16 protein-coding genes and 1 pseudogene are annotated in these 19,424 nt (G+C 34.7%); 14 read left to right on the top strand and 3 right to left on the bottom strand.

Going from position 1 to position 19,424, the window contains the following annotated elements:
- The 6 genes from B0A58_RS16635 to B0A58_RS09250 form a co-directional block, all read left to right on the top strand.
- A partial coding sequence (locus B0A58_RS16635) for a hypothetical protein (RefSeq protein WP_207758840.1) occupies positions 1 to 189 on the top strand: 189 nt, incomplete at its 5' end.
- A 631-nt stretch (positions 190 to 820) separates the two neighbouring features.
- On the top strand, positions 821 to 2,767 hold the full coding sequence (thrS, locus tag B0A58_RS09270; RefSeq protein WP_089080826.1) for a threonine--tRNA ligase: 1,947 nt from the start codon (positions 821 to 823) through the stop codon (positions 2,765 to 2,767).
- Between the two features lie 16 nt (positions 2,768 to 2,783).
- The gene (infC, locus tag B0A58_RS09265) at positions 2,784 to 3,338 is read left to right on the top strand and encodes a translation initiation factor IF-3 (RefSeq protein ID WP_373863145.1); all 555 of its coding nucleotides are present in this window, start codon (positions 2,784 to 2,786) and stop codon (positions 3,336 to 3,338) included.
- A gap of 152 nt (positions 3,339 to 3,490) precedes the next feature.
- Positions 3,491 to 3,688 carry a 50S ribosomal protein L35 gene (gene rpmI / locus B0A58_RS09260; protein ID WP_014084961.1) on the top strand — a complete coding sequence of 66 codons (198 nt, stop codon included), beginning with the start codon at positions 3,491 to 3,493 and terminating at the stop codon, positions 3,686 to 3,688.
- Between the two features lie 178 nt (positions 3,689 to 3,866).
- Positions 3,867 to 4,211 (top strand): 50S ribosomal protein L20, encoded by a 345-nt coding sequence (rplT, locus tag B0A58_RS09255; protein ID WP_014084962.1) that lies wholly within the window; start codon positions 3,867 to 3,869, stop codon positions 4,209 to 4,211.
- Positions 4,212 to 4,305: 94 nt separating this feature from the next.
- Positions 4,306 to 5,118 (top strand): endonuclease/exonuclease/phosphatase family protein, encoded by an 813-nt coding sequence (locus tag B0A58_RS09250; RefSeq protein WP_089080825.1) that lies wholly within the window; start codon positions 4,306 to 4,308, stop codon positions 5,116 to 5,118.
- Between the two features lie 98 nt (positions 5,119 to 5,216).
- On the opposite strand, the gene B0A58_RS09245 is transcribed toward B0A58_RS09250, so the two are convergent.
- The 3 genes from B0A58_RS09245 to B0A58_RS09235 all read right to left on the bottom strand — a co-directional run bounded on the left by B0A58_RS09245 (position 5,217) and on the right by B0A58_RS09235 (position 10,252).
- Positions 5,217 to 8,282 (bottom strand): type ISP restriction/modification enzyme, encoded by a 3,066-nt coding sequence (locus B0A58_RS09245; RefSeq protein WP_089080824.1) that lies wholly within the window; start codon positions 8,280 to 8,282, stop codon positions 5,217 to 5,219.
- A 71-nt stretch (positions 8,283 to 8,353) separates the two neighbouring features.
- Positions 8,354 to 9,985, bottom strand: coding sequence for an ABC-F family ATP-binding cassette domain-containing protein (locus B0A58_RS09240; protein WP_089080823.1), 1,632 nt, complete (start codon positions 9,983 to 9,985; stop codon positions 8,354 to 8,356).
- Positions 9,986 to 10,024: 39 nt separating this feature from the next.
- Positions 10,025 to 10,252, bottom strand: a complete 228-nt coding sequence (locus B0A58_RS09235) for a hypothetical protein (protein ID WP_014084966.1) — start codon at positions 10,250 to 10,252, stop codon at positions 10,025 to 10,027.
- A 350-nt stretch (positions 10,253 to 10,602) separates the two neighbouring features.
- Between B0A58_RS09235 and B0A58_RS09230 the strand changes: the two genes are divergently transcribed.
- From B0A58_RS09230 to B0A58_RS09200, 8 genes and pseudogenes are all read left to right on the top strand, one after another.
- A complete protein-coding gene (locus tag B0A58_RS09230; RefSeq protein ID WP_141841265.1) occupies positions 10,603 to 11,214 on the top strand; it encodes a hypothetical protein in 612 nt (203 codons plus the stop codon).
- Between the two features lie 174 nt (positions 11,215 to 11,388).
- Complete coding sequence (locus B0A58_RS09225) at positions 11,389 to 14,586, top strand: type ISP restriction/modification enzyme (RefSeq protein WP_089080821.1); 3,198 nt, start codon at positions 11,389 to 11,391, stop codon at positions 14,584 to 14,586.
- Between the two features lie 17 nt (positions 14,587 to 14,603).
- Positions 14,604 to 15,458: a RhuM family protein gene (gene rhuM / locus B0A58_RS09220; RefSeq protein ID WP_089080820.1), complete on the top strand. Its 855-nt coding sequence runs from the start codon at positions 14,604 to 14,606 to the stop codon at positions 15,456 to 15,458.
- Between the two features lies 1 nt (position 15,459).
- Positions 15,460 to 16,728 carry a type ISP restriction/modification enzyme gene (locus B0A58_RS09215; protein WP_089080819.1) on the top strand — a complete coding sequence of 423 codons (1,269 nt, stop codon included), beginning with the start codon at positions 15,460 to 15,462 and terminating at the stop codon, positions 16,726 to 16,728.
- Positions 16,729 to 16,811: 83 nt separating this feature from the next.
- A complete protein-coding gene (locus tag B0A58_RS16815; RefSeq protein WP_243389473.1) occupies positions 16,812 to 17,039 on the top strand; it encodes a hypothetical protein in 228 nt (75 codons plus the stop codon).
- 18 nt (positions 17,040 to 17,057) lie between these two features.
- Positions 17,058 to 17,675: pseudogene (gene rhuM, locus B0A58_RS16805) on the top strand (RhuM family protein); the annotation flags it as partial.
- 770 nt (positions 17,676 to 18,445) lie between these two features.
- Positions 18,446 to 18,850 (top strand): YqiA/YcfP family alpha/beta fold hydrolase, encoded by a 405-nt coding sequence (locus tag B0A58_RS09205; RefSeq protein WP_089080818.1) that lies wholly within the window; start codon positions 18,446 to 18,448, stop codon positions 18,848 to 18,850.
- A gap of 275 nt (positions 18,851 to 19,125) precedes the next feature.
- The coding region (locus B0A58_RS09200; RefSeq protein ID WP_133063111.1) for a hypothetical protein at positions 19,126 to 19,424 on the top strand (299 nt) is incomplete at its 3' end.

Genomic DNA, 19,424 nt, shown 5'->3' with positions numbered 1-19,424 from the left:
ATTATTTGCGATGTACGTCATTTTACTAAACGCTTACTCTCTTTTTTTTGTGTTTTAACATTGCTGTTAAAACGGCTGTCAATTCAATATGTCTATGAACATTTCTTCTTATTTTTCGCCCCTCTCGAAGCGGGTGCAAAAGTAATAATCTTTTTTGTTTCTGGCAAACTTTTTTTGATTTATTTTTAAATCTTTTTTTGCCGTGATTTCAAATTTTTTATCGCTCTTTTGCGGGGTGCAAAGGTAAATAACTTTTTTGTTTCTGGCAAACTTTTTTTGATTTATTTTTAAATCTTTTTTTGCCGTCATTTCAAATTTTTTATCGCTCTTTTGCGGGGTGCAAAGGTAAACCTTTTTTTTATTCTGGCAAACTTTTTTTGACTTTTTTTAAATCTTTTTTTTACCCTTATTTCAAAAATGCTTATCGCTTATTGCGGGTGCAAAGGTAGCACTTCTTTTGGCTTATACAAGCTTTTTTTAACCTTTTTTTTGCTTTTTTTTTATTATACCTCGTTTTCAATATGTTACAGCATATTTCTCTCTTCTTTTAACCCCTGGTTTTGGTTTGAAAAAAAGGTACTCCCTAAAATAGCCCCGATTGTAGTGGAAATCCTTTTGTTTTTTTCTTTAAAAAACAAAAGATTGTAACGGAAAGCGGGAATATGGCTCTTTGTAAACCGTAGGGCACTGCTCCTATTGTTTATATTTTGGGGTTACCTATATATATAGGTGATTGTAGATTGAAAAATTGTTTATTTAATGTATTGTTTTATTTGGTGTATTGTTTATATTTGCCGTTCAAATGAAAAGCATATTTTAGATGATTAAGATTACGTTGCCCGATGGGTCGGTTAGGGAGTTTGAGCGTGGTGTGAGTGCCATGGATGTTGCAAAAAGTATTAGTGAAGGTTTTGCTAGGAATGTTATTTCGGCAAAATTTGAAGGTGAAACTATTGAGACGAGTACGGTTTTGCGAACGGATGGGTCTTTGGTTTTATATACTTGGAATGATAAGGAAGGTAAAAAGGCTTTTTGGCATTCTACGTCGCACGTGATGGCTCAGGTTTTGGAGGAGAAGTATTCAGGGATAAAGCTTACGCTAGGTCCTGCAATAGATAATGGGTTTTATTATGATGTGGATTTTGGTGATCAGAAGATTACGGATGCGGATTTTAAGATGATAGAGGATCGTGTTTTGGAGATTTCGAGGGAGAAGCATGAGTTTAAGATGCGTCCAGTGAGTAAATTGGAAGCGTTGGAGGTGTATAAGGATAATGAGTATAAGACGGAGTTGATATCGAATTTGGCAGATGGTACGATTACGTTTTGTGATCATGCTAGTTTTACGGATTTGTGTAGGGGTGGTCATATACCGAATACGGGTTTGATAAAGGCGATGAAAATAATGAGTGTTGCTGGGGCTTATTGGAGGGGAGATGAGAAGAATAAGCAATTGACAAGGGTGTATGGTATTTCGTTTCCGAAGCAGAAAGATTTGACGGAATATTTGGCATTATTGGAAGAGGCCAAGCGTAGAGATCATAGAAAATTGGGTAAGGAATTGGAGTTGTTTGCGTTTTCACAGCGTGTGGGGCAAGGTTTGCCGTTGTGGTTGCCAAAAGGGGCAGCTTTGAGAGACAGATTGGAACAGTTTTTGAAAAAGGCACAAAAGAAGGCAGGATATGAGCAAGTTGTAACACCGCACATAGGTCAGAAGGAATTGTATGTTACGTCTGGTCATTATGCTAAATATGGGGCAGATAGTTTTCAGCCGATACATACGCCAGCAGAGGGGGAGGAATTTTTGTTGAAGCCGATGAATTGCCCTCATCATTGTGAGATTTACAATACAAAACCTTGGTCTTATAAAGATTTACCTAAGCGATATGCTGAATTTGGGACGGTTTATAGATATGAACAAAGTGGCGAGTTGCATGGTTTGACACGTGTTAGAGGATTTACACAGGATGATGCACATATATTTTGTACTCCAGAGCAATTGGATGAAGAGTTTAAGAAGGTTATAGACTTGGTTTTGTATGTTTTTGGTTCGTTGGGATTTGAGGACTTTACGGCTCAGGTTTCGGTTAGGGATTTAGAACAGCCCGAAAAGTATATTGGAAGTGTTGCAAACTGGGAAAAGGCAGAGCAAGCCATTATTAATGCGGCTAGAGATAAAGGATTGAATTATGTAATAGAAGGAGGCGAAGCAGCGTTTTATGGCCCGAAATTGGATTTTATGGTGAAAGATGCCTTGGGCAGACAATGGCAGTTGGGAACTATTCAAGTGGATTATAATTTGCCTGAGCGATTTGATTTGACCTATAAAGGAGCAGATGATAAATTGCATCGACCAGTGATGATACATAGAGCCCCTTTTGGTTCGATGGAGCGATTTATAGCAATATTGTTGGAGCATACGGCTGGTAATTTTCCATTATGGTTGATGCCAGAGCAGGCTATCATCTTGTCTTTGAGTGAGAAATATGAAAATTATGCAAAAAAAGTTTTGGAATTGCTAGAAAATCACGAAATTCGCAGCCTGATAGACAACAGGAATGAAACAATAGGCAAGAAGATAAGAGATGCCGAAATGCAAAAAACCCCGTTTATGTTGATAGTAGGCGAGGAAGAGGCACAAAATGGTACGGTTTCGATACGTCGTCATGGACAAGAAGGAAAAGGCAACATTACGGTTACAGTAGCTGCATTTGCAGACATTGTAAACGAAGAGATTAAAAAAACATTGAAAGTATTTACAGTTTAACTTAAATTTTAAAGTCATAGCAATAAGAAGCAATAGAGGTTATCAACCTCGAGTAGAGAAGAAAGACGCACACCGAATAAACAATCTTATTCGAGTACCAGAGGTACGTCTTGTGGGCGATAATGTGGAGCCAGGAGTATTTAAAATAGCCGATGCTTTGCGATTAGCCGATCAGTTTGAGTTGGATTTGGTTGAAATTTCTCCAAATGCAGAACCACCAGTTTGCAAAATCATGGACTATAAAAAGTTTGTGTATATGCAAAAGAAGCGTGATAAAGAATTGAAAGCTAAATCAACCCAGATTGTAGTTAAAGAAATTAGATTTGGACCTCAAACTGATGAACATGATTATGAGTTCAAGAGAAAAAATGCCGAGAAATTTCTAAAAGAGGGATCAAAATTAAAAGCTTTTGTGTTTTTTAAGGGAAGGTCTATTATATATAAAGACCAAGGGCAGATATTACTTTTGAGACTTGCAACAGATTTAGAAGAATTTGGCAAAGTAGAAGCCATGCCTGTTTTGGAGGGTAAACGTATGATTATGTTTATTGCACCAAAGAAGAAAAAGTAGTTCCCACTACCCTACTCTATAACAATGTTTGCTGTACAAATTATTTTGATAGCATAATAGAGAACCCATAATTATCCCCTTTTTTTAATTGAAAAGGTGGTATGGAATTAAAAAGAAAGTAAGTAAGAATAAATTATAAAAATCTAGGAAAAATGCCTAAAATGAAAACCAAATCTAGTGCCAAGAAACGTTTTAAAGTTACTGGTTCTGGAAAAATTAAAAGAAAGCATGCTTTTAAAAGTCATATTTTGACAAAAAAATCTAAAAAGCGTAAATTAGCTTTAACACACTCTGCATTGGTACACCCAACAGATGAGAGAAGCATCAAACAACAATTAAGAATCATCTAAATGGTTGATAGTTGACAGTTGATAGTTGATGGATTCATTTCCGACAACCAACAACCAATAACCAACAACTTTTTAAATTCTTTAGGTTAAAAACAATTTTAAATAACCTTGGGATGGGCTTTTTAAAGTACTTTTGATTCAATTCAAGTCGCCTTATTTCAAAAAAACAATAAAAATTATGCCAAGATCGGTAAACTCAGTTGCTAAAAGAGCACGTAGAAAAAAAATAATGAAGCAAGCCAAAGGTTTCTTTGGTCGTCGTAAAAACGTTTGGACAGTTGCAAAAAATGCGGTAGAAAAAGCCATGGTTTATGCTTACCGCGATAGAAAACAGAATAAAAGAAATTTCCGTGCTTTATGGATTCAACGTATCAACGCTGGAGCTAGATTGGAAGGAATGTCTTATTCTCAATTTATCGGGAAATTGAAAAAGCACAACATCGAATTGAATCGTAAGGTTCTTGCCGATTTGGCCATGAATCATCCTGAAGCATTCAAAGCAGTACTTAATAAAGTAAAATAACGTTTTATCAACCACAATTTAGACTTACTTACACTAAAAAACCTCAATTTGAAAAATTGGGGTTTTTTTTGATACTTTTTTAAAAATACCACAAATGAAAACCCTTTATCTATTGCTGCTACTCTTTTTTGGGTTGCCCCATTCGTTATATTCGCAAGTACAAATAATTTCTTGGAACTTGGAAAATTTTGGTCAATCCAAAACAGAAGAAGCCATTTTGTTTATGGCCGAAACCATCAAACATGCCGACATAGTTGCCATTCAGGAAGTGGTTGCAGGATATGGTGGTGCTCCCGCAGTAGCAAAACTTGCTGATGCCTTGAATAGAACAGGATCGAAATGGGATTACAGCATTAGCAATCCTACTTCGAGTAGTGCTTATAAAACAGAGCGTTATGCGTTTTTTTGGAAAACAAAAAAAGTAAAACTGATTGGAAAGGCATGGCTCGAATCTTTTTTTGAACAAGAAATAGACCGAGAACCCTATTTTGCCACATTTGAGCAAGCAGGAAAACGATTTACTGTGGCCAGTTTTCATGCCATTACAAAAAGCAAACAGCCCGAAAAAGAGATTAAATATTTTAAATATTTGCCTCAAAAATATCCAGCATTACATCTTGTATTGATGGGTGATTTCAACTGTCCACAATCACATTCGGTATTTTATCCTTTGAAAAAAATGGGATTTGCTCCTATTCTTGTCAATCAAAAAACAAGTTTAAGACAGTCGTGTAAGGCAGAAAATGATTGTTTGGCATCGGAATTTGACAATGCTTTTTGCGACATGGCTTTTTTTGAGGTAAAAAAAGCAGCTGTTGTGGATTTCTATACCCGTTTTGAAAACCTACAAGAGGCCCGAAAAATATCCGATCACTGCCCTATTGAATTTGAACTGATAATCAAATAACTATGTTTAAACATATAGGAAAAAGTATGTCCTTTATAACATGTGTTTATAATATACCTTCAAAATTATCTATTGATAATCATTTTCAAAAAATAGCATTATTCCTGGTTCATTCCCTCTACAATTGTCATCGTCTCAACACTCACGGTGCAAACCCTTTGTAGTAAATCAATCACATATTCTTTATAATCAGCAAAACGATAGGTGTCAAATTGTTCAGCAATGGTTTTGTCGCTGTATTTTTTTTCTTTGTATTGGTCTAAAACCCATTCAATTGCTGAGCGATTGCCTAATTTATACAACCAAGCACTTTGAGGAATGCCGTGTATAAAAGTGTGTTCGTCTATGGCGATGATATTGTTTGTTTTATCGGCTTTTAGTTTTACTTTGAGTTTATAATTTTTGTCTTTCACAAGATGCGTATTATCAACTACTTGCAAGTCAAATGGTTCAACGGTTTCATAATTAATATGCAAATCCATTAATTGTTTTCCCCAAGCCACCCATTTGAAAAAATCGTCGTAAAAAGGCAAACGAGGAAACTCTCGTTTTAAATTTAACTCATACTTTTTGCGGTATTCTGGATTGTGCAACACCGCATACGTATAATAGAAAATGGCTTCTTTTGTAATTCCGTTTGGAAACTCTGTCAAAGTTTTGAACTTTGACAGAGTTGGTGCGTAATGTACTTGAAACTGACTTAAACCCCAATCGGTGATGTTGTCGTGGCGGTTGCCGTTTTCATCATATCTATACAACGAAATATTAGGAGTTCCTTCGCCACAAAAACTGGCATCACAAAGTGATTTTGTTGAAAAAACCATAAAATTCAATCTGGAATGGTTGATGATATTAATGATTTTATTGTGTTTATCTAAATTTTTTCCAAAACATACATAATGGTTTTGAGTTAATACATCGCTAAACAATTTTTCAGCATAATATTGTTTTATTATAAACGGGCGGTACGTTACTTGTTTTATTAAATTTTTATCAAATTTTGACTTTAATTTTCTTTTAAACTTATTTTGTAAATCTCTGCTTAATTTTATAGTAGTTTTCAATTCATTGTTTTTTACAAACGAATTGTATTCTTTAGACAAAAATTTTGCTTTCGAAAGTAAGTTTTTTGAACTAAAATCATATACCCATTCATCTCTATTAGTTGATGTACCATAAGCATACAAAGTGAAAATTGTTTCGTTTCCTTTGCCTAATTTGGCATTTTTACTCACTAATTGAACATAATCTTGCCATTCTGAATTATCCGCTTGATTGATCCAATCGTTATTTTTGTTTGAAATAACCGATTTAAAAACTAATTGACTGAATTTATGGTTTGTCAAAAATGCTAATTTTTCTTTTTTAGGTAAATCGTCTGAAATTTCTACATATTTAATTTTTATTTCTTCCTGATATGCATTAATTTCATTTTCTTTTTTGATTAAAAACAATATAGCAACACCCGTTCTTATTCCAAAAACATTTGATTTTGCAGCAACATCTTTGTTTTTTCCACGAACATCTCCTTTTAAATCAACAATATAGCAAAAATCAAATTCGTCTTGAATACTTTTTCTAAAACCATCAAAAGTTTTACTGTCTATAAAAGAACGATTGGTGATAAATGCAATCACACCATTATTCTCCAATCTATCAGTAGCCCATCTATAAAACCTTGCATACATATCATATACTTTTGTTTTTTGAGCTATAGATTTTTTAACATAAGTATTTTTGATACGTTCATCAATATCAGGATATTCTCTGTTTTTATTGTTGTCGTTAAAGTTTATTTGGTTGGCATTGTAGGGCGGATTTCCAATAATTACCGAAATTTTTTGCTCGTTTTGGCGTTTGATTCGTTCGGCATTTTCGGAACTAAAACCAAAGATATTGCCTTGTTTGCCTTCGTATTTTAACCCATCAATATTGTCTAACGTATCTACAAAACAAGAATTTGGAAACTCAATATACTTTTTCATTTTTTGTTTGTATGTATATTCAATATTCAAATTGGCAATATAATAGGGTAAAATAGCAACTTCGTTGGCGAAAATTTCGTGTTTGTATTTGTGTTCTATATATTGTGAAGGTATATAATCGATAATATCGGTAATAAAAGTGCCTGTTCCTGTGGCTGGATCTAGAATATGAACATTTTTGTCTGTCAATTGTTTATTAAAATGCTTGAGCAATAAATAATCGGTACTTTCCACCATAAATCGTACAATTTCATTAGGTGTGTAAACCACTCCGAGCTTATCAGCTCCTTTGGGGTTATAAACTTTATAGAAATTTTCGTAAACTATTTTCAGAAATTTTTGTTTTTCGTGATGGTCTGCCACAAGAGCTGCTTGTGTATTGATGGTTTTGTAATAATGATTAATACCACTTAACTGATTCAAACGCATGGCTCTTGTCATAAAAGTATTCACCAATATTTCCAATTGTCGTGCAATATTATTTTCGTGATGAAAATCAGCTTCATCAAAAATGGCTTTAAAAATATCTTCAGTCAAAATATGCTGAATAATCATCTCTCTGATGTCCTCTTTTGCAATATGTGGATTGATTTCTTTTTGACACATTTCAAAAAAAACTTTAAATCCTGTTATAAAAGCTTCGTTTTTAGTATATTCTAAATCTATTGTTTGACGCAACGTAGCCACAATAACGGGGATATCTTCTTTAAACTTTTCTAATGCTTCATTAAATTTTTCAATATATTCAGGAACATAATCGATAAATTGGTTGAGAATTTTTTCCAATTCAGCAGCATCTGCCATTTCTACACGGGCAATTTCAACATTATTTTGAATCAAAACCGCTACAATACTGTCTTGAAAGATGATGTTGTTTTTTGGATAACCGTCTTTATATAATTTTTTGTTTATTTCTTCGTCGAGCGTATCATTAGTATCTTTACTTTCTACATAGCCTTTATGAATACGAAGTTCATTCATTAAAATTCCGTCTGGACGCACATTTTTTCCGTTTTCATTTTTAATCGTAACTTCAGTTGCATACACATAATGCTTTGCCGAAGCTAAATTCAACAACAAATTATCAAAAGGCTGTTTGATAGCCATTTCGTTAGTTACACCAACCCGTTTTAAATTATCACGTTGGTTATAATATTGATTGATAAGTTGTTTTGACATGGAAAAAGAATAAAAAAGTTGAATTTTAAAACAATAAATATTTTTTGGAGGCTAATTTAATAAAATATGAATTACTTTTCAATTTCTCGTAAATTTTCCATTTTTTTGTATGCCAAAAACCCTTTGATGTCTTCAAAATGTTCTTTTACCCGTTTGTGTCCAAATTCAAAAACTTTGGTTGCCAATCCGTCAAGGAAATCACGGTCGTGCGAAACCAAAATTAATGTGCCATCAAAATCTCTCAAGGCATCTTTGATAATATCTTTGGTTTTCATGTCCAAATGGTTGGTTGGCTCATCCAAAATCAAAACGTTTACGGGCTGCAAAAGCAATTTTATCATGGCCAAACGGGTTTTTTCTCCTCCCGAAAGCACTTTTACTTTTTTCTGAATATCGTCACCTTTAAACATGAATGCTCCTAGTAAATCTTTGATTTTGGTTCGTACATCGCCCACAGCAATTTGGTCAATAGTTTCAAAAATAGTAAGCTCACCATCTAAAAGAGCCGCCTGATTTTGAGCAAAATAACCAATTTGAGCATTGTGTCCTACTTCTAATTTTCCTTCAAAATCAATTTCGCCCATTATCGCTTTGATCATGGTTGATTTTCCTTCACCATTTTTACCCACAAAAGCGACTTTCTGCCCGCGTTCTATCACCATATTGGCGTCTTTAAACACCACATGATCTCCGTATTTTTTAGATAATCCTTCCACCACAACAGGGTATTGCCCAGAACGTGGTGATGGTGGAAATTTCAATTTTAAAGCTGAGGTATCTACTTCATCAACTTCTACCAATACTATTTTTTCTAGCATTTTCACACGGGATTGCACGGATTCTGTTTTGGAAAAAGTGCCTCTAAATCGGTCTATAAATGCTTGATTTTCAGCAATAAATTTTTGTTGTTCATCATACGCTTTTTGTTGGTGAATACGTCTGTCTTTTCGCAATTCCAAATATTCAGAATATACGGCTTTGTAGTCATAAATTCGACCCATGGTTACTTCAATCGTTCGGTTGGTTATGTTATCTACAAAAGTTTTATCGTGCGAAATAACCATTACAGCTTTAGCTTGATTAATCAAAAAATCTTCTAACCATTGAATGCTTTCAATATCCATGTGGTTGGTAGGCTCATCAAGCAAAATCAAATCGGGTTTTTTTAATAATATTTTTGCCAATTCAATTCGCATACGCCATCCACCTGAAAATTCAGACGTCATTCTGTTGAAATCTTCTCTTTCAAATCCCAATCCTTTCAATACTTTTTCTACTTCGGCTTCGTAATTCACTTCTTCAATAGAGTAATATTTTTCAGATAATTCCGATACTCGTTCAATCAATTTCATATAAGCATCACTCTCATAATCTGTACGAATGGTCAATTGTTCATTAATTTCGTCTATCTCTTTTTTCATGTTCAATACCTCTGCAAAAGCTTTGGAAGTTTCTTCCATAACAGAGCAATTGTCGGCAGTAAGCAAATGTTGAGGCAAGTAAGCAATCACCGCATCAGTTGGGGCCGAAATGACTCCACGAGTAGGTTTATTTTCGCCAGCAACTATTTTCAGAAGGGTTGATTTTCCCGCTCCATTTTTGCCCATAAGGGCTATTTTGTCGTTTTCATTGATAGCAAAAGTAACTTCGCTAAAAAGGGTGGTGCCGCCAAATTCTACGGCTATGTCGTTTACAGTAATCATAAAAAATGTTTCAAAAAATAAGGAATATAGGAATACAATTTAGGCTTCGTAACGTTGGATTTCTCGGTCATAAAAATGGTTGGCTTCTTCAATAAGCCCTTCCATTTCTTGTTCCAATTCGGCTTCGTCCAAATCGTCTGGTTCTTCTAAAAATTCGACTTCATCATCTTTCAAATTGATGATAAAACGAGGATAATCTAAATGTATAACGAAAATATCGTCGGGAAAATCGGTGTTGTCGCCGAGTAAAAACTTTGGTAATTCCATTTTTTGTTGCTGGATTTAATTTAAAAAAAAATATCAAATAAGATATTCCAAATGCAAAAGTAAGCAAATATCAGCTGAAAACAAGCCTTTTTGAAAATGCAATAGCATAATTTAGTTGAATCTAGCCCATTCTAAATGTGATTTTTTAATAATACCAAATATATTTGGTATAAGTAAACAACACTTGTTCTCGAAAATGGTACTATTGATTTCAAAATCATTTGCGTCTTTGCGACTTTTTGAGTTCAGTTTCACGTAAAGGCACAGAGACGCAAAGAAAGTTCCTAAAAAAATTTAATTTTGACATCGTTTGTCGTATTGCAGATTTACCTTTGCTGAAAATAAAAACAATGAACATGACTTTAGCCCAATTTTGCACCGAATTTGAAAACCAAAATGCCATTATCCTACTCGAAGGAAAACGTACTATTTTGGAAAACGACAAAGAAAAATTGATTCAATTGGGGCAAATTTTGGCCCAAAAACTACCTTTGGCAACCTTTAGAAGTGGCAATGCCGATGGGGCCGATTTTTACTTTTCGCAAGGGGTTTTGGCAGTTGCACCCGAGCGTTTGCAGGTGATTACGCCTTATACCAACCACCGCCAAAAGCAAAATAATGCATACAAAACCATTTCGCTAGACGAGATCAATTGGGTCCAGGAAGAAGCGGTGGTCTATCAATCCAAAAACAACAAAAAAACCAAGTCGTTGATAGACAAATATGTAGGCGGTACCAAAGATCGGTTTTCGATAAAAGCGGCTTATATTATTCGGGATACGGTCAAGGTTACCGGAACCCAATCGGGTGTGGCTCCTACTACTTTTGCCTTTTTTTATGACGACGAACAAAACCCCAAAACAGGCGGCACCGGACACACTATGTCCATTTGCGACCTCAACAAAATCCCTTATCTGACGCAGGATGTTTGGATGGAATGGGTGGCGGATTTAGAAAGCTAATTTTTTATTTGGTTTCTAAAACCAAGGTCCTTTGATTTTACAAAAAACCATTTTAACCCTAACCCCCCGATACCTAAAAAATATTGGGTGTTTTTGAATTGAACAATAAATGTAAAGATAAATCCTATAGACTATTTGTTTATATTTGTCATCGAGAAAATCTTAATTTATACTATGACGCTTATACAATATATTGACAAAATTAATACCCTTTACAAAACGGGGAATGCCCGTGAACATTCGTACCGTGGCGACCTTCAAAATCTAATCATGGCAATTTTGCCAGACATTCTGGTTACCAACGAACCCGCTCGTGTAGATTGTGGTGCTCCCGATTATGTGCTAACTCGCAAAGATGTGCCTATTGGATACATTGAAGCCAAAGACATTGGTGTGGACTTGGGGAGCAAAACATTGAAAGAACAGTTTGACCGCTACAAATCAGGGTTAACCAACTTGATTTTTACAGATTATATGGATTTTCATTTTTATAAAGAAGGAGAATTTGTAACTAAAATAGCCATTGCAAAAGTAGAAAATGGTGCGATTGTACCCATTCCTGAAAATTTAGAAACTTTTACCAATTTAATTAAAAATTTTTCGCTTACTGTTTCTCAAACCATTAAATCGCCTACCAAATTGGCACAAATGATGGCAGGAAAAGCGAAGTTGATGGCAGATGTTATTGAAAAATCATTGCATCAAGATGATATAGACCAAAAACGATCACAAATAAAATCGCAAATGTTGTCGTTTCAACAGATGCTGATTCATGATATTGATAATAAAGCTTTTGCTGATATTTATGCCCAAACTATTGCTTATGGAATGTTTGCAGCACGCTATCACGACCCTACGCTACTTGACTTTTCTCGTGAGGAAGCTGCTCGATTAATCCCTAAGTCTAATCCGTTTTTGAGAAAATTATTTCAGGATATTGCGGGTTACGATTTAGACAACCGCTTGGTGTGGATTGTAGATGAGTTGGTGAGTATTTTCTTGGCTAGTGATGTGGCTACGATTATGAAAAACTTTGGAAAAAGCACCAAACAAGAAGACCCTGTGGTGCATTTTTATGAAACCTTTTTGGGCGAATACAACCCCGCATTGCGAAAGGCTCGAGGCGTTTGGTACACCCCGCAACCTGTGGTAAACTTTATTGTGCGTGCCGTTGACGATATTTTAAAAACCGAGTTCAATTTGCCCCAAGGATTAGCCGATACTAGCAAAATAAGCCCCCCAACCCCCAAAGGGGGAGCTACCAACAAAACTCCCCCTTCGGGGGCTGGGGGGCTAATCCACAAAGTGCAAATACTAGACCCAGCCACAGGAACAGGAACGTTTCTTGCCGAGGTGGTAAAGCACATTTACAAAAAGTTTGAAGGACAACAAGGTATTTGGAGCAAGTATGTAACCAACGACCTTATCCCTCGTTTAAATGGTTTTGAATTATTAATGGCGAGTTATGCCATGGCACACCTTAAAATGGATATGCTATTGACCGAAACAGGTTACCGCCCCCCAACCCCCGAAGGGGGAGCTGAGCAACAGCGATTAAAAATTTTCTTAACCAACAGTTTAGAAGAAGCCCACCCCGACACACAAACCCTTTTTAGTTCGTGGCTATCTGACGAAAGTAACCAAGCCAATGAGATAAAACGAGATACGCCCGTGATGGTTATTATTGGTAATCCACCTTACAGTGGCATTTCTTCAAACAATGGAAAATGGATTTCTGATTTAATTGATGATTATAAGTATGTTGATGGCGTTCATTTTAACGAAAGAAAACATTGGCTAAATGATGATTACGTGAAATTTTTACGTTTTGGACAGCATTTTATAGAAAAAAACGGAAGCGGTGTTTTGGCATTTATCAACCCACACGGTTTTTTAGACAACCCAACCTTTAGAGGTATGCGTTGGCATTTATTGAAAACCTACGACAAAATTTATACCATAGATTTACACGGAAACAGCAAGAAAAAAGAAACCGCACCTGATGGAAGTGCTGATGTAAATGTTTTTGACATTCAACAAGGCGTTTCAATTAATATTTTTATAAAAACAGGAAAGAAAAAAGAAAAAGAATTAGGCAAAGTTTTTCATTTTGATTTATTTGGTAAAAGAGAATTGAAATATGATTTTCTATCTGAAAATTCTTTGAAAAGTATTGATTTTAAAGAGTTAGAATATAATGCTCCAAATTACTTTTTTGTGCCGAAAAATGATGAAGGCAGGAATGATTATGAAAATGGATTTAAAGTAAATGAAATTTTCAATGACTCTGCTTCTGGTATTGTAACTGCAAATGATGCTTTAACAATTTTTAATGAAAAAGAAGAACTTATTAGACAAACTGAGCAAATCTTATTATCTAAAAATCCATATGATGAGTTCAAAATAAAAGATAGTAGAAGAATATCAAAAGAAGGTAGAATTGAGGATTTGAAAATCGCAAAATCAAAAGGAATAATGAAAATATATTTCAGACCTTTTGATATAAAATTCATGTATAAGTTTGAAAAAAATGAACATTGGATTAATTCTCCAAGAATAGACATAATGAAACATTTTATTAAAAGTGAGAATGTAGGTCTAGTTGTAGCAAGACAATGTGCAGATGATTGGAAATATATTCTATGTACAAAAAATCCTAATGATTTTAATCTAACCGGTACTGCTGGTCGATATGGTTCTGGATATACTTTCCCCCTCTACCTTTACCCTGATTCAAAAAACAAAGATTTATTTGAAACTGGTCAAGAACGAACGCCTAATTTAAACATGGAAATTGTTAATCAAATTGCAACAGGTTTGGGGTTAACGTTTAGCCCCCTAACCCCCGAAGGGGGAATAACCCGTGTTGCAACAACTCCCCCTTTGGGGGCTGGGGGGCTTTTACCCATTGATATTTTAGATTACATCTATGCGGTTTTGCATTCGCCAACGTATCGAGAAAAATACAAAGAATTTTTAAAAATAGATTTTCCCAGAGTGCCTTATCCTAAAGATAAAGAAACGTTTTGGCAATTGGTTCAATTAGGCGGTGAACTTCGCCAAATACATTTGTTAGAAAGTCCAATTGTAGAGAAGTACATTACAGGTTATCCCGAAGATGGGGATAATGTGGTTAAAAAACCAACGTATAAAAACGGTCATGTGTACATTAACGATACCCAATACTTTTCGAATGTACCCGAAGTCGCTTGGAACTTTTACATTGGTGGTTACCAACCTGCTCAAAAATGGCTCAAAGACCGCAAAGACCGTGAATTGAGTTACGAAGATATTTTGCATTATCAGAAAATCATCGTGGCATTAAGTGAGACGGATAGAATTATGAAGGAGATAGATAAAATTGAGATTTAAAATGAAAATGAAATAGCATGAAAAATGAAATTATTCTTTATAGCCCAAACGAACTTCCCGACCATATTGAGGTAAGATTAGAAAATGAAACCGTTTGGCTGAATCGACAACAAATATCCTTATTATTTGGTAGAGATGTGAAAACTATTGGCAAACACATCAATAATGTATTCATAGAAGAAGAACTCCAAAAAAGTGCAACTGTCGCAAATTTTGCGACAGTTCAAAAAGAAGGAGGAAGAACCATAGAACGACAGATTGAGTATTACAATTTAGATGTTATCATATCTGTAGGTTATAGAGTAAAATCAAAGCAAGGCACACAATTCCGAATATGGGCGACCAATGTTTTAAGAGACTATCTACTAAAAGGTTATGCTATAAATCAACGAATGAACAGAATTGAAAACCATGTAGAACATCTTGCCGAAAAGGTAAATGCCATTTCCTTGCAAATACAATCGGCTGAAATTCCCAACCAAGGCGTGTTTTTTGACGGACAAGTATTTGATGCCTACGAGTTGGCTTCTAAAATTATTCGTTCGGCAACAAAGAGTATTTATTTGATAGACAATTATATAGATGAAAGCACTTTGACACAACTATCCAAGAAAAATAAAAATGTAATTGTAACATTACTCACAAAAAACAGCTCCAAACAACTGGCATTGGATATAAAAAAAGCCAACGATCAATACGGCAATTTTGAACTGAAACCCTTTGACAAAAGCCACGACCGTTTTTTGATTATTGACGAAAGCACCGTTTATCATTTAGGGGCTTCGTTGAAAGATTTAGGCAAAAAGTGGTTTGCTTTCACTAAAATGGATAGTTGTTCGGTAGAAAATATACTAAATTCAATAAAAAAATAAAATGGCAAAACCAGAAGAAAAAAAACCTGCCCAAATATTCCATTTTGACCTTTATGGCAAGCGAGAAGATAAATACGATTTTTTGAATGAAAATTCCCTTTCATCCATCAATTGGACCGAACTGCACCCACAAGCACCTGAACTCTTTTTTGTACCAAAAGATTTTGGCGTAAAAAAGGAATATGATGAGGGATTTTCGGTAAATGATTTGTTTCCTTTGAATAATGTGGGGATTGTTACTGCAAAAGACGGAATTTTAATTAATGAAAAAAAGGAAGATTTACTAAATACCGTTTCCGAATTTTATACAATTGATGCAGAAGAATGGTTTGTAAAAAAAATAAGTTATAGACCTTTTGATAATCGTTTTGTCTATTTTGATACTAAATTGGTAGAACGAAGTAGAGAAAAAGTAATGCAAAATTTTATTAAAGGAGAAAATGTGGGCTTAAATTTATGCAAACAATTTAAGGCTGGCGATATGTATCAACATATTTTTATTTCAAATAAAATAATTGAAAGTTCTTATGTTTCCAATAAAACGAGTGAAATTACAAGTATTTTCCCCCTCTACCTTTACCCCGATGAAAAAAACAAAGATTTATTTGAAACTGGTCAAGAACGAACGCCTAATTTGAATGTAGAAATTGTAAATAAAATTGCGAAAGGTTTGGGCATTCCAACTATGTTGCCCAACGGCGAAGCCCCCTTTGGGGGTTTGGGGGCTCTTGATATATTGGATTACATTTATGCGGTACTTCATTCACCAAGTTATCGTGAGAAATACAAAGAGTTTTTAAAAATAGATTTTCCAAGAGTGCCGTTTCCAAGCCCCCTAACCCCCAAAGGGGGAATAAAAGAAACCCAAGAGCGTTTTTGGAATTTAGTAAAGTTAGGAACACAAATCAGGCAAATTCATTTACTAGAAAGTCCAATTGTGGAAAAATACATTACACAATACCCTGAAGATGGGGATAATAAAGTTGGGAAAATCTTTTTTGAAAAAACAACCGACACAACCGGAAAGGTGTATGTCAACTACGAGAAAACTCCTCCTTCGGGGGTTGGGGGGCTTCAATATTTCAACAACGTTCCCGAAGTCGCTTGGAACTTCTACATTGGTGGTTATCAACCCGCTCAAAAATGGCTCAAAGACCGCAAAGACCGAGAATTGAGTTATGATGATATTTTGCACTACCAAAAAATCATCGTGGCATTGACGGAGACCGATAGGATTATGAGGGAGATTGATACAATTGGGATAGAATAAGATTTTAGAAATTAAATGTTTTTTTGACCAAAAAGGTTTTAGCGTGAGCATCAATATTTTTGTTAAGAAAAAAGCAAAATAGTATGAAAAATGAAATAGTTATTTATCAAACAAATGAAACAGAAACTCAGATTGAAATTCAATTTAAACAGGATACATTTTGGCTCACGCAACAGCAGATAGCCGATTTGTTTGGTACACAACGTCCTGCTATTACCAAACATATTGGAAATATTTTTAGTTCAGGCGAATTGGATGAAAAAGTGGTTAGTTCCATTTTGGAACATACCACTAAACACGGTGCTATCTAAGGGAAAACTCAAGACGTAAAAGTAAAACATTACAATCTTGATGTGGTGCTATCGGTTGGGTACAGGGTAAATTCTATTCGTGCTACACAGTTTCGCATTTGGGCAAATCGTGTGTTAAAAGATTATCTACTAAAAGGTTATGCCATTAACAATAGAATGAACCGTTTAGAAGATAAAGTGGACAGTTTGAATGCTAAAATAAATCAAATTGATTTACAAATCAACACACATTTAATCCCAACACAAGGTATTTTTTTTGAAGGACAAGTATTTGATGCGTATGAATTGGCTTCAAAAATTATTCGTTCGGCAACAAAGAGTATTTATTTGATAGACAATTATATAGATGAAAGCACTTTGACACAACTATCCAAGAAAAATAAAAATGTAATTGTAACATTACTCACAAAAAACAGCTCCAAACAACTAGAATTAGATATAAAAAAAGCCAACGAACAATATGGAAATTTTGAGCTCAAAATGTTTAACAAAAGCCACGATCGTTTTTTGATTATTGACGAAAGCACCGTTTATCATTTAGGGGCTTCGTTGAAAGATTTAGGTAAAAAGTGGTTTGCTTTCACTAAAATGGACAGTTATTCGGTAGAAAATATACTAAATTCAATAAAAAAATAAAATGGCTCAACGACCGCAAAGACCTCGAAATCAGTTACGAAGATATTTTGCACTACCAAAAAATCATTGTGGCATTGACGGAGACCGATAGGATTATGAGGGAGATAGATACAATTGGGATAGAATAAAATTTTGAACATTAAAGATTTTTTTGACCAAAAAGGTTTTAGCGTGAGCATCAATATTTTTGTAAAGAGAAAAGCAAAATAGTATGAAATAGCCATTAACAAAAAGTTTTCGCAAGCAAATGAATTCACTGAGCACCATTGAAAATAAATCCTAAGTGAAGTAAACACCAATAATTAAAAAAAGCGACCCGAACTTGCGAAGCATACCATATTACCGCTAACAAATAACATATAAACTTATAAAAAAGACCAAGAATTAGAACTCATATTTATAAGAGCCATTCAAAAAAAGAGATTCTGGTGCAACTTTCTTTTATAAGTCGGTAAATCTAGCTTCGGATTCAAATCTAAGTATTTCTGATTTGTTACAATTTATTTTGAATGATCTAAATAAAATTGAAGCTAATAAAGATGAAATTTTAAAATTAATCCATCAACATAGTAAATAAAGTAACTTAAATTATAAACCTCAAAGGTTTTGAAAACCTTTGAGGTTTGAACTAACAAACAAATTAAACAAACATGAACATCCTTTATCTGCATGGGCTTGAAAGCAAACTTAGCCCCGAAAAAAGACAAATTCTCGAGAAATATGGGAATGTAATAGCACCCGATTTGGATTAAAAATCAAATCCAAATAAAATCGAACAGCTTATTGACGCATATAAAAAGGAGCCAATAGACGCCATTATTGGCAGTAGTATGGGCGGTTTTGCTGGGTATTATTTGGCAAAAAGCTTGGGCGTTCGGGCTATGTTGTATAATCCTGCTTTGCCTTATCGAACTGGTATTGAGCAATTGGTACCTGAAATTATGGCTAAAAATCCTCTTGCTGATTTGCGAATTGTTTTGGGTGGTTTGGATGATATTATTCAGTCCAAAGACAATTTGACTTTTTTGGCTGCAAACTATGATTTTGAAAGAAATTATCAAATTGTTATTCGGAAGGAATTGGGACATCAAATTCCGAAAGCGGTATTTGAGGAGGAAACGGATGCTTTTTTTGGTTTGCAAACTACAAACCTCAAAGGTTTTGAAAACCTTTGAGGTTTGTAATGAGGTTTTGAAAATCTTTTCCATTTTTAAAAATAAATTAATCACGACACAATTTGTCGTTATGCTTATTTATCTTTGTCGAAAATAAAGAAATCTGTAGTGTTTATTAACGTGGTCTTTCTATGGTTACGGGGGCCGCGTTAGGGATGGAAGCGGCATCCTTTTTATTGCCCCTGTGCGGTTGCGCTGTTTTGGGGCAATAAAAAGATACAGCGGACAGCCCGGCCCGGAGGGAACGCCCAAAAAATTTTTAAAAAAATGTGTCTATGAATATTGATGTGATTAAGAAAGAAATTGTTGCTGCTCATAGAGAATGGGACAAGCTTGGGCAGAGTTTTGACGATGATAAATATGCCGAAATGTATGAGGCTGGTGTGTGGGATATGCTGGTTTCTTATTGTGAAAATAAGGAATATGAGGTGGAGGGTTATCCTTTTGAAAAGCGGCTACTGGGGGAGACGGATGAGGCGTATGACGAGGATTATTTTTGCTTTGAACGAAATGTAAAATATGTGGAAGTATTGGCTACGCAAAAACCCGATGTGTTGTGTTTCAGCCCCTTAAA

The organism is Flavobacterium branchiophilum NBRC 15030 = ATCC 35035 (assembly GCF_002217205.1).
GTDB lineage: Bacteria > Bacteroidota > Bacteroidia > Flavobacteriales > Flavobacteriaceae > Flavobacterium > Flavobacterium branchiophilum.
This window is presented reverse-complemented; position numbering and strand designations above follow the sequence as displayed.